Below are 12049 nucleotides of genomic sequence, written 5' to 3' on the forward strand. Positions count from 1 at the left end.
TCAGTCCCAATTGCCTATGTCGGCATCACTGCCCGACCCACCGGCCTGCCCATCCGCCCCCAGCGAGAACACATCAATCTCGCCATGAACGCCGGGTTGCAGATACTGGTACGGATTGCCCCAAGGGTCGTTGGGCAGGCGGTCCATATAAGGACGCCAGTTGCGTGGCTCGGGAGGCTGGGTGGGACGCTGGTGCAGTGCCGCCAAACCTTGAGCGGTACTGGGGTAACGGCCGTTATCCAGGCGGTACAGCTTCAGGGCCTGTGTCAGGGCAGCAATGTCCTGACGAGCGGCGACGGCACGTGCCTGATCGGGACGGTCCATCAGACTGGGGACGACCAGGGCCGCCATAATGCCCATGATGACCACCACCACCATGACCTCAATCAGAGAAAAACCTTGTTGAGCGCGGGACTGAACAGAGCCGGCCAAACGGCGTGCCGGACGGCGAGATAAAGTAGATCGAGACATGAAGGAAATAAGCTACCCAAAAAAACCCAAGCTCTTGTCATACGGGCTTCATGCAGCACACGCACACTAAGAGCCCTTAAGACAGCCATCTTGGCCGTCTGCCAAAGCACTATGCGATGCAGTCTAAATGGGTATTATTTCCGCCATATTTCCGTCACATCTTTGGTTGCGTCTGTGTCAGGCCGGTATCGCTCTGGCCCTGATCAATTTGCTGATCAACCTGTTCCTGCCCTCGGACGGGACCATTGCGCCGGTACTGGAAGAAGACCACCGCGAGCAGATCAGCACGCAGCAAATTGCGCAGTGGTTTGGAGGCAGCACCGCGCTGCCCGAGTTGCGTCTGCATGGCATGATCGTAAGCGGCCAGGCGGGGGCAGCCCTGCTCAGCATCAATCAACAGCCGGTACGTGCGTATCGCCCTGGTCAGGAGCTGGCACCGGGTGTGCTGCTGGATTCGCTGCAACGCGAACACATTGTGATTACGGTAGATGCCGTGCCTCAACAAATCGCCACCGAGCGCAAAGGCCCCGCCATCATTCCCGGTATCCAGCAAGGGGCTAAGCCCTGAATTGAAGAGTTAGCAGTATGATTTAAAGCTGTCTTTCTTCTTCACCCTGGTGGGTATGCCTGCTTTACTTCGTCACTGGTTTGACAGCCTGCGCCCCAAGTCGCTGGCCATTGCACGCCCTGAAATGCTGCGTGCGACGCTAGGCGCCACGCTTAGCGTGCTGTTGGTTTCCTCTCTTAGCCTGTACCTGTCGGATTTTGCACATACGCATCATTGGTTGGTGGCGTCCCTGGCCGCCAGCGCCTTGCTGATTTTTCTGGTGCCAAGCAGCCCGTTGGCACAGCCCTGGAACATATTGCTGGGCAATCTGGTGGGCGCACTCACAGGCATTACCTGTGCAGTGCTGCTCCCTCATCCGATTGCTGCCATTACGATGGCCGTCTGCGTTGCCATGCCCATCATGCTGGCCCTGCGCTGCGTGCATCCGCCCAGTCTGGCAATGGCGGTCTTTCCCGCTCTGAATGGTATTCAGAACTACGACTTCGTCCTGTTTCCGGTGCTGTTTGACTCCTGCGTGCTGATCCTTCTGGGCATGCTGTACAACCGCCTGACCGGCGTGGCTTATCCGCCGGTACATAAACCCGCAACACGCCCAGCCGCCACGCCAGCCCGCTTTACGGACCAGGATTACGATGCGGCTTTAAGCCACTACAACCAGACGCTGAACATCAGCCACGATGATCTGGAAAAGCTGGTCAGCTATGTGCACCAGTCTGCCTTCCGACGCAATCTGGGCACACGCCGCTGCTCCACCCTGATGAATGATGCGCCTCTGTCCTGCCTGGTCAGTACGCCCTTGCAGCAAGCCTGGGACATGATGCGCGAGCGCAAGATCAAGGCCTTGCCCGTGCTGGATCAGAACAAGCACGTGATTGGCATCCTGGCCCTGTCGGACTTCTTGCAACGCGCCGGACTGGATCAGCCGGATAATCTGCGCCAGCGACTCAAGCGCTTCTTGAGTCCCCGACAGCGTGCAGCCCCCACAGTGGCCGAGATCATGACTGCGCCGGCCGTCACCGCCAACGCAAACTGGTCGGTGGCAGAGCTGATTCCCTTGTTCAGCCAGGGCCGCCACCGTCACATGCCTGTGGTCAATGACCATAAAGAGTTGGTAGGCATGATTACCCAATCTGATCTGATGCTGGAGCTGTTCAGAATCCTGCAGCCACCACGCGGCAAGCAGGACTGAATATAAAGATTCAGCCCAAAAAAATCCCCACTGCTTGCCATCGCCAAACAGTGGGGACAGATCAGCACCCGTGCGTCTAGCACAGGCGCAGAACCTTGTTACTCGGCCTGCAAGACACCCCGGCGCAACTGATCGCGCTCGATGGATTCAAACAAGGCCTTGAAGTTGCCTTCACCAAAACCATCATCGCCCTTGCGCTGAATAAACTCGAAGAACACGGGGCCCATCAAGGTTTCAGAGAAAATCTGCAGCAAGAGACGGCGGTGGCCACCTTCCGATGTGCCGTCCAGCAAAATGCCACGGCTTTGCAGTTCTGCGGTGGGTTCACCGTGTGCAGGCAGGCGGCCTTCCAGCATCTCGTAATAGGTTTGTGGCGGTGCGGTCATAAAGCGCATGCCCATGGCCTTGAGCTTGTCCCAGGAGGCGATCAGATCGTCGGTCAGGAAAGCCACGTGCTGAATGCCTTCACCATTGAACTGCATCAGGAATTCTTCGATCTGGCCCGAGCCCTTGGCAGATTCCTCGTTCAGGGGAATGCGGATTTTGCCATCGGGGGCGGTCATGGCCTTGGACGTCAGGCCGGTATATTCGCCCTTGATGTCGAAATAGCGAATCTCACGGAAGTTGAACAGGTGCTCATAGAACTGGGCCCAGTAAGCCATGCGGCCGCGATACACGTTATGGGTCAGGTGATCGATCTCTTTCAGGCCCGCGCCCACGGGATGACGATCCACGCCGTCCAGGTAAACGAAGTCAATGTCGTAGATGGAGTTGCCTTCACCAAAGCGGTCGATCAGGTACAGAGGGGCACCACCAATACCCTTGATGGCAGGCAGACGCAGTTCCATCGGTCCGGTAGGAATATCGACAGGCTGGGCACCCAGTTCCAGCGCCCGCTCGTAGGCCTTTTGCGCATCGCGCACGCGGAACGCCATGCCGCAGGCCGAAGGGCCATGCTCGGCGGCGAAGTAAGCCGCGTGGCTCTTGGGCTCTTCATTCAGGATCAGATTGATCTCGCCCTGGCGATACAGGGACACTTTCTTGGAGCGGTGTACCGCCACTTTGGTGAACCCCATCATCTCGAAGACAGGTTCCATCACACCAGGCTGGGGAGCGGCAAATTCGATGAACTCAAAGCCCATCAGGCCCATTGGATTTTCAAACAAGTCAGTCATAGCAGACTCCAGTTGCAATCAGGTAATCAAAGATGGCGTAAAAACGCCTTGAAACTTGGGCTCAAGCCTTGCAGGGGGGCGCGCAGGATACCCCACGCACACTGCGTGCCAAGTGATCACCAAACAACAATTGAAATCCCAGAAACCTCACAGGCTCTGCTCCAGTGGGCGGGAAGCCGAAATGCATTCCCATCGCCGACATTTATTATCAGGTAAACAGGCCTTTTTTCGATATAGAGCATTACCCTAGAGGCTTCAACCACCTGCTCTAGCGCGCCAGCAGCTGGGGTACCGAAGAGACCAGCATCGCAATGCCGGACAGGGTCAACAGACTTAAAACAAGGGCTCGAAACGTGCTTTGGCTAATGCCCACATACAGGCGCGCGCCCGCCAGCACAGGGATCAGCACAGCCAGCATCACCAGTCCTATAGACGGCAACATGGACGGCAGAATCGAACCGGAAACAATATAGGCCAGCAAAGTTACCGACAAGGTCGCCAGATTGAAGTTTTGTATAACGGCGCGCTGATCATCTTTGGGCAGCCCGGTCATGGTGGTCCACAAGGTAGGAATCACCCCCGTCATACCACCGAGCCCGCCCATGATGCCGCCTATCAAACCCGACACGGCATTGGCCAGACGGCTACGCACCCTCACATGGCCCAAACGGCTGGACATCAGCATGATCGGGCACCAGATCACCATCAAGGTTCCTAAAAACGCCTTGAATACGGCTGCATCCAGGAAAGGCAGCAAATAGGTCCCCAAAGGCACACCAATCAGGCCGCCGGCCAGAAACGGCAACAGGATCTGCCAATAAGAGGTACGCCGCCGGGTGAAGGCGGCAATCATCTGCCCTGTCCAGGCACCGCATACCGCCAGCACCGCCGCCAGTTGAGGCTCCAGAAACCAGGCCCAGCAGGACATGGCCACCAGGCCAAAGGCAAAGCCCGACAAACCCTGCACAAAACCCGCCACAATGGCGCCAACAGCCACCGCCCAGTAAACCGACTCCATCATCCCCCGCTGCTCCTTGCCTGTAGACAAGCGACAGTATCTCTCTTTACGAATCGAGCGGGCAGAAAAAAGCCTCCACAATGGAGGCTTCCCAAACTGTTACCGGCGTCGGCCAAGACTGGCCAATCAGGCCTGGTTCAGATTGGTTCAGGCTGGGTCAGCAGCACGCAGATCACGAGGTTGGATCAGCGATTCGGCACGCAACACGTCATTCAGGGTCTCGGCATCCATCAAACCACGCTTGAGAACCACGTCACGAATATTGGTACCTGTCTGGAAGGCTTCGGCGGCAACCGAGGTAGCCGCTTTGTAACCGATGAACGGGTTCAAGGCGGTGACCAGGGAAATGGAACGCTCGATATTGCTTTCCAGGCATTCACGGTTGGCAGTGATACCTACCACGCAGAACTGGGTCAGCGTGTCGCAAGCATTGCTCAACAAAGCCATGCTACGCAGCAGAGAGTGAATAATCACAGGCTCAAACGCGTTCAGCTGCAACTGACCGGCTTCAGCAGCCATGGTCACGGTCATGTCGGCACCAATCACTTCAAAGGCAACCTGGTTGACCACTTCAGGGATCACGGGGTTGACTTTACCGGGCATGATGGACGAACCAGCTTGCACGGCAGGCAGACAAATTTCACCCATACCAGCACGAGGACCGCTGGAGAGCAGACGCAAGTCGTTGGACAGCTTGGACAGCTTGACGGCAGCGCGCTTCAACACACCCGACAGGTGCAGGAAACCGCCGCAATCCTGAGTGGCTTCGATCAAATCGTCAGAGACACGCAGTTGAACACCGGACAGATCGGACAAGGCAGCCACAGCCAGCTGAGCATACTCAGGGTGAGCCGTAATGCCGGTACCAATAGCCGTACCGCCCAGATTCACGTCACACATCAGCTTGCGCGATTCTTTCAGACGCACGATGTCTTCGTTGATCATGGTGGCAAAGGCGTTGAACTCCTGACCCAGGGTCATGGGCACAGCATCTTGCAACTGAGTGCGGCCAATCTTCATGTACGAGGAGAATTCCTCGGACTTTTTCAGGAAGGCGTCGCGCAGACGTTCCATGGCGGCAAACAGCGGGTCCAGCGACCGGTAGGCAGCCAGGTGCAAAGCCGTTGGATAGACATCGTTGGTGCTTTGGGCCATGTTCACATCTTCATTGGGGTGAAGATACTGGTACTCGCCGCGCTTGTGACCCATATGTTCCAAGGCCAGGTTACAGATAACCTCGTTGGCATTCATATTGGTCGAGGTACCTGCGCCGCCCTGAATCATGTCTACCACGAAATGCTCATGGCACTTGCCCGCTTGTACGGCCTGACATGCAGCCACAATGGCGTCGTGCTTATCCTGCTCCAGCAAACCCAGTTTGAAATTGGCCTGAGCAGCTGCCTGCTTGACCAGCGCCAGAGCATTAATCAGTTCCGGGTAAGTTGAAATAGGCGTACCGGTAATGTGGAAATTCTCCTTGGCACGCAAGGTATGAACACCATAATAGACTTCATCGGGGACTTGGCGGTCTCCCAGCAAATCATGTTCGATACGGAACTGACTCATAATTCCTTCGTTTCCTTAATAACGATAGCAAGACTTTTTTGATACGCCTCATACTCAATCCCGGACTACAAACGGAACAAAGCCCTACCATTTCTTGCGAACTTGGCAGGGGCTCGGGGACATGCTGGCAAATACCGCTAATAAGCTTTGGATAATGCTTGTATCCAATTCCGGAAAGCAAAGGCCCGTAAAAAACGGGCCTCTATTGCAATCCGCCAAGCGGGGTGAATGATCCAACCGCCTTTTTTGAAGGCATCGTCGAGCTCGGGAAGCGCTTTGAACATTGTAAACGCCGAGCGCTCACATGCACGTCGTTTTGCGGTTTTTCTTGAGTTGGGCCGCCTTCTCTTCCTGACTGACAGTTGAAAACTCGCTTAATTTAGCGGTGTATCTCCGATATAGCTCACTCATCATGTCTGTAACAAGAGTCTGGCGCTTTGGACACGAGCGTTGCGCGCTTGCATCATTTTGATGCGTTCAAGCCATAAGACTCACAACACAGGATCAAAAATCATCCCATGCTGCCCGGATAGGAAGTCCGGAAACCTTGCAGTTTGAGAAAAAAAGGAAGGCAAAAGAGTATACACAGGCTTTACGACTATTCTGTAAACCCATAGCCGCTTATACTGAAAAAAACTGGTCTTATTTTACTAAATGAAAATTCCTAATCAATAAAAGATGTTTAAATCAGTAAAAATGGAATTAAAAAATAAGATAAATTTCCACATTAAAAGCAGCGGCTCAGTAATAAAAGAAAGCAAACCCGTTTTATTGGGTTTTATTGATTCTTTCTAAATAACTACTGCTCTTTGCCGCGCACTCCTTAACGGCACAGCACTATGAAATTACTCGATCTGAAATATCAAACTATCCTGAGCGAATCCCAACGCCAGGCCCACCCTAAAACCGAGGATATCGAACTGTGTTTACGCGTTCTGTCGCTGGCCTCCAGCATTAATCGCGCTTCCAGCTCTGTTCTGAACGAATTTGGTCTGTCCGAAGGACGTCTGGTTCTGCTGTTCTTGCTTAGCCGCCAACCCTCTGGCCTGAGCCCCGCGCTATTGGCAGAACAAGCTGGCGTGACCCGCGCCACCATCACCGGCCTGCTCGACGGGCTGGAACAGCAGCAATTGCTGGTACGCCAGAACAATACCTCGGACCGCCGCGTGCTCACTGTTAAACTCACCGAGGCCGGACAAGAGTTGTGCGAGCACCTGCTGCCCTATTACATCGAGTGGCTATCGGGCGTATTTAGTCATGTGCCCCAAGACGTGCGCGAACGCTTGTCCAATTTGTTATCCAAAGCCCTGCAAGGCAACGACACACCGGAAATCAAAGTTGAAAAGCCTCTTTCGCACACCATCCCCGGAACCATGCAGCGCAGTTATATGGCTTAAGGCACAAACTCGCCTTGCCCCAGGGTCGACCTTGTCGTCAACCCTGCACCGTCAAGGGTGGCAACCGTATCGGTGCCACCCTTTGTTTTCGTCCCTGCAAGGCTGAAACTTATGGATGCTGCTGTTATGGATGCCATGAAAAAATGGCCCAATGTGCCCGCTGTCAGCGGGTATATCTCTTTGGATCAGTCTGGTCATTGGCGTCATCACCCGGCTGGCGATGCTAACCAGCACCCAGGGCAAGTGGGCGAGCGCATTGCTCACCAGGGTTTGTTGGCATTTTTCAACCGTAATTATCAGGCGGATGAACAAGGCCGCTGGTTTATCCAGAATGGTCCGCAACGTGTTTATGTCCGTCTGGACGCGGCCCCACTGATTGTTTCCCTGGCCCAGGATCAAGCCCATTTGCAAGACCATACTGGCCGTCCCGTTGAAACTATTCAGGCCTGGTACATCAGCGCTGAGGGCAGGCTCTATTTGCGCAGCTCCGCAGGCCCGGCCTTGTTGGCGGGCCGTGATGTTCCTGCCCTGCTGGAACAGTTACGCACAGACCAACACGGCCTGGAGAGTCTGGATCTGGAGCAAGCCCAGCGCAGCGAAGGCTGGTCCTTGCCCGCGTACCCACAAGCCTGTTCCCTGACAGTCTGGTCGTCCTGCGTGTCGCCCGCCGAGGAATTGGCGTATATTGTTTTGCCAGAGCCCGATCCCATTTGAACCGCCATCACAGAATCTGCATGACCCAGCCATCCGCCTCTTTCTATTTCCCCGCCCCACGCACGCAAAACTTCTGCAATCAATGTGGCAGCAAATTGACACGCCTGGTGCCCCCGGACGATAACCGCATGCGTGATGTCTGCGAAAATTGCGGCGCGGTGCACTACCAGAATCCCCGCAATGTGGTCGGTATTGTGCCCATGTGGAAGGACGATCAGGTCTTGCTGTGCCGTCGCGCCATCGAGCCGCGCTACAACACCTGGACCTTGCCCGCCGGTTTCATGGAGCTGGGCGAAACGCTGGGGCAAGGCGCCTTGCGTGAAATGGGCGAGGAAGCGGGTGCGCAAGTCGAACCCGGCCCGCTCTTTACCGTTATCAGCGTGCCTTACGCTGAACAAGTTCACGTGTACTACCTGGCCAAAGTCATCAGCGACGTGCTGGACCCCGGTCCGGAGTCCCTGGAAGCCCGTTTCTTCCACCTGGACGACATCCCTTGGGACAACCTGGCTTTTCGCACCGTAACCGCCACCCTGGAGCGTTACGTCGAAGACCACAAGGCAGGCCGCTTCCAGATTCACGAATTTGATATCGCCCCCCGCGACCACGGCTGATCATGTCGCTTGTATGGGTCGCTCCTGATCAGGCCCTGCCCAGCCCTGAACACGCCAGCCCCGAAGGGCTGGTGGCTGCCGGTCTGGATTTAAGCGTTCCACGCCTCCTGGAAGCCTATAGCCAGGGCATGTTTCCCTGGTACAGCCCTGGCGACCCGGTTCTGTGGTGGTCTCCTGATCCGCGCATGGTGCTGGAGGTCGATCAATTCAAGATTTCCCGCTCCCTGGGCAAAAAACTGCGCCAGATTGCACGGCAGCAAGATCAGGACGACGCCCCTATCCGAGTCACCTGCGATCTGGCCTTTGAGCAAGTCATAGGCCAATGCGCCGCCCAACGTAGTGCGACCGGCACCTGGATCAGCCCGGATATTGAGCAGGTCTATACAGCTTTGCACCACAGTGGCTACGCCCACAGCGTAGAAACCTGGATGGACGGCAAGCTGGTCGGCGGTTTGTATGGGGTGAATCTGGGCCGCTTTTTCTTTGGCGAATCCATGTTTGCCTTGCAAACCGATGCCAGCAAGATCGCCCTGGCCCATCTGGTGGAGTTTCTGAAGTTCGCGGGCATCCCGTATATAGACTGCCAGCAAGAGACATCGCATCTGGCCAGTCTGGGTGCCAGCCCCATCCCCCGGAAAGACTTTATGGCTGCCCTGAGCTGGGCCAAAGATCAACCCAGCCCGGTCTGGCCGCGCGGGGCATTGCAACTAGGCCTGCCCCCAACTTGCTAGGCTGGCGCGAGCATCCCATAATGGCTCTATCACGCTTGGCAGAGTCGCATGAATTATCCCAAAGCACCCAGTCCCCAAACGCTGCAATTCTATTCCACGGCCAGCTATCGTTGCAGTTACCTGCCAGAACAACAGGCACGCTCGCTGGTTGCCGCTCCTGCTCACCTGATTAACGACACGGTTTACTCCAAGCTGGTCCAGCAAGGCTTTCGACGCAGCGGCACCTTCACCTATCGCCCCTATTGCGACCAGTGCCGCGCTTGCCTGCCCCTGCGTTGTGACACCCTGCATTTTCAGCCCGACCGAGCCCAGCGCCGTGCCACAAAACGCCACGGCAATCTGGTCGTACAAGATCTGCCCCTGCACTGGAATGCCGAACACTACGAGCTGTACCGCCGTTACCAGGCCAGTCGACACCCCGGCGCCGGCATGGACGAGGACGATCAGTCCCAGTACGCCCAGTTTCTGCTGGCCAGCCATGTCACTTCGCGTCTGCTGGAGTTTCGTGAGCCCGACGGTACCTTGAAAATTGTGGCCGTCATCGACGTGCTGCAAGACGGGCTTTCCGCTGTTTATACCTTTTTTGATCCCGACGACACCGGCAGTCTGGGCACCTACGCCGTGCTCTGGCAGTTGGACTATTGCCGTCAACAATCCCTGCCCTGGCTCTATTTAGGCTACTGGATCGAAGAAAGCCGTAAAATGGCCTACAAAACCCGCTTTCGCCCCTACCAGCTCCTGATAAAAGGTCGTTGGGAATGGCTGGCTTAACGTCCTCTTTTATCGATCCCCATGTCTGCCCTATTCAGCCTTTATCCCTTGGCTCGCCGGGTGCTGTTCAGTCTGGATGCTGAACACGCTCACGAACTGACTCTGAAATCCCTGCATTGCGCCCACCAAACTCCTATTTTGGGCAGTTTGCTGAAAGACCTGCCCAGCAAGCCTCTGGAACTGATGGGTTTGAAGCTGCGCAATCCTGTGGGTCTGGCCGCAGGCCTGGATAAGAATGGCGCGCATATTGATGCCCTGGGCGCACTGGGCTTTGGCTTTGTCGAAGTTGGTACAGTGACCCCGAAAGCGCAGCCCGGCAATGCCAAACCACGCCTGTTCCGCTTGCCTGAAGCCAATAGCCTGATCAATCGTTTTGGCTTTAACAACCACGGCCTGGATACCTTTATTGATAATGTGCGTAAAAGCCAGTTCCGCTCGCAAGGCGGCATTCTGGGTCTGAACATTGGCAAAAACGCGACTACCCCCATTGAGCAGGCCGATCAGGACTATCTGACGTGTCTGCGTGCGGTCTACCCCCACGCTGATTACGTTACTGTGAATATCTCCTCACCCAACACGCAAAACCTGCGTGCCTTGCAGGCTCAGGATGAACTGGCCCGTCTGCTCGGTTCCTTGCAAGCGCTACGTACGGAATTGGCACAAGAGCACCAACGCTATGTGCCTATCGTGGTGAAAATCGCTCCTGACCTGGATCAATCGCAAATTGATGCCATTGCGGACACGGTTCCCTCGCAAGGTCTGGACGGCATTATTGCCACCAATACCACCTTGTCGCGCGATGCCGTACAGGGTTTGCGTCACGCTCAGGAGCAAGGCGGCTTGTCCGGCCCACCCGTGCACGAATTATCCTTGAACGTCATTCGTCGTCTGCGCGAGCAACTAGGCCCCGACTTCCCGATTATTGGTGTGGGTGGTATTGAATCTGGCCGTCAGGCTCAGGAAAAGATCCAAGCCGGAGCCCAAGCAGTACAGCTATATACTGGCTTGATTTACAAAGGCCCCGCCCTGATCTCCGAGTGCATTCGCGCCCTGTAAAACGCAACGTGCCCGCGTGACGCGGGCACTAGCATCCTGAAGCAAGTTCACTACTGGCACGGCAAGCAAGAAAAAAGCCAGCTCGATGAGCTGGCTTTTTCTTTAGCGCCTGATTAAATCAGACCAGCAAAGACTTACTTCTTGCTGGTAGCAGCCGTTGCCGCAGCGGCAGCCGCTTCAACGGTTTTATTGCTGGCTTCGGTGACTTGAGCAGCAGCTTTCAGGCTGGCGTTGGTAGCAGCCTGGATGTTGCTTTCAGCAGCATCAGCAGCTTGGCGAGCAGCCTTGACAACGGTTTCAGCCGCGTTGGAAGCCGTGGCGAAGGAAGACTTCAGCAAAGCAACAGCGCTTTCGGTACCGGTAGGTGCGTTTTTGGCCAGCTGGTCGATAGCGTCAGCAGCGTGCTGTTGACCTTGAGCCAGTTGAGCTTCAGCGATGCGCGACAGGTTCAGTTGCAGATCGGAGAAGATGTCGTAAACGCTTTTGCCGTATTCCAGAGCCTGGGCAGCATTAGGCTTGGCCACGCTTTGCGACAGGGCCACAACGTCTTGCACGTCTTTGGCGTTGATAACTTGCTGGGATTGGCCAGCCGCTTGTTCCAGCGAGCTGCGCAGCAGATTCAGGTTCAGACCAACCAGCTTTTCAAAGCCTTGCAGCAATTGACCTTGAGCAGCGAACAGGTTGTTCAAAGTAGCTTGTTGGGATTCCAGTACGTTTTGTGGAATAGCACTCATGATGTTTTCCTTGGAGATACGTGGCCTGGGTCAAGCCAGCGTGAAATT

The 12049-nt window shown here is 55.7% G+C and carries 13 protein-coding genes; 8 read left to right on the top strand and 5 right to left on the bottom strand.

The genetic code is table 11. The features are described 5' to 3' along the window. Entirely contained in the window at positions 1-471 is a 471-nt protein-coding gene (gene gspG, locus D0C27_RS14185; RefSeq protein ID WP_021446951.1) for a type II secretion system major pseudopilin GspG, read from the bottom strand. 127 nt (positions 472-598) lie between these two features. Here gspG and D0C27_RS14190 point away from each other — a divergent pair, with 127 nt between their 5' ends. After that, a complete protein-coding gene (locus D0C27_RS14190; protein ID WP_035271935.1) occupies positions 599-1039 on the top strand; it encodes a hypothetical protein in 441 nt (146 codons plus the stop codon). A gap of 55 nt (positions 1040-1094) precedes the next feature. Continuing rightward, complete coding sequence (locus D0C27_RS14195) at positions 1095-2228, top strand: HPP family protein (protein WP_009460080.1); 1134 nt, start codon at positions 1095-1097, stop codon at positions 2226-2228. A gap of 98 nt (positions 2229-2326) precedes the next feature. On the opposite strand, the gene hppD is transcribed toward D0C27_RS14195, so the two are convergent. From hppD to aspA, 3 genes are all read right to left on the bottom strand, one after another. Beyond that, on the bottom strand, positions 2327-3403 hold the full coding sequence (gene hppD / locus D0C27_RS14200; RefSeq protein ID WP_026484753.1) for a 4-hydroxyphenylpyruvate dioxygenase: 1077 nt from the start codon (positions 3401-3403) through the stop codon (positions 2327-2329). Positions 3404-3671: 268 nt separating this feature from the next. After that, a complete protein-coding gene (locus tag D0C27_RS14205) occupies positions 3672-4421 on the bottom strand; it encodes a sulfite exporter TauE/SafE family protein (RefSeq protein ID WP_137431636.1) in 750 nt (249 codons plus the stop codon). Between the two features lie 147 nt (positions 4422-4568). Further along, complete coding sequence (gene aspA / locus D0C27_RS14210) at positions 4569-5987, bottom strand: aspartate ammonia-lyase (protein ID WP_009460082.1); 1419 nt, start codon at positions 5985-5987, stop codon at positions 4569-4571. An 839-nt stretch (positions 5988-6826) separates the two neighbouring features. Between aspA and D0C27_RS14215 the strand changes: the two genes are divergently transcribed. The 6 genes from D0C27_RS14215 to D0C27_RS14240 all read left to right on the top strand — a co-directional run bounded on the left by D0C27_RS14215 (position 6827) and on the right by D0C27_RS14240 (position 11267). Next, positions 6827-7384 carry a MarR family winged helix-turn-helix transcriptional regulator gene (locus D0C27_RS14215; protein ID WP_021446953.1) on the top strand — a complete coding sequence of 186 codons (558 nt, stop codon included), beginning with the start codon at positions 6827-6829 and terminating at the stop codon, positions 7382-7384. Positions 7385-7495: 111 nt separating this feature from the next. Continuing rightward, positions 7496-8098: a DUF2946 family protein gene (locus tag D0C27_RS14220; RefSeq protein WP_137431216.1), complete on the top strand. Its 603-nt coding sequence runs from the start codon at positions 7496-7498 to the stop codon at positions 8096-8098. 20 nt (positions 8099-8118) lie between these two features. Continuing rightward, the gene (locus D0C27_RS14225) at positions 8119-8709 is read left to right on the top strand and encodes an NUDIX hydrolase (RefSeq protein WP_009460085.1); all 591 of its coding nucleotides are present in this window, start codon (positions 8119-8121) and stop codon (positions 8707-8709) included. A 2-nt stretch (positions 8710-8711) separates the two neighbouring features. Then, positions 8712-9440 (top strand): leucyl/phenylalanyl-tRNA--protein transferase, encoded by a 729-nt coding sequence (gene aat, locus D0C27_RS14230; RefSeq protein ID WP_035271930.1) that lies wholly within the window; start codon positions 8712-8714, stop codon positions 9438-9440. 48 nt (positions 9441-9488) lie between these two features. Beyond that, complete coding sequence (locus tag D0C27_RS14235; protein ID WP_137431217.1) at positions 9489-10211, top strand: arginyltransferase; 723 nt, start codon at positions 9489-9491, stop codon at positions 10209-10211. Between the two features lie 21 nt (positions 10212-10232). After that, positions 10233-11267, top strand: a complete 1035-nt coding sequence (locus D0C27_RS14240; protein ID WP_115634016.1) for a quinone-dependent dihydroorotate dehydrogenase — start codon at positions 10233-10235, stop codon at positions 11265-11267. 134 nt (positions 11268-11401) lie between these two features. Here the strand turns inward: D0C27_RS14240 and phaP are convergent, their stop codons facing one another. Continuing rightward, the gene (phaP, locus tag D0C27_RS14245; RefSeq protein ID WP_009460089.1) at positions 11402-12001 is read right to left on the bottom strand and encodes a TIGR01841 family phasin; all 600 of its coding nucleotides are present in this window, start codon (positions 11999-12001) and stop codon (positions 11402-11404) included. Positions 12002-12049: the final 48 nt, after the last annotated feature.

It is taken from the genome of Alcaligenes faecalis (assembly GCF_005311025.1).
GTDB classification, from domain to species: Bacteria; Pseudomonadota; Gammaproteobacteria; order Burkholderiales; family Burkholderiaceae_B; genus Alcaligenes; species Alcaligenes phenolicus.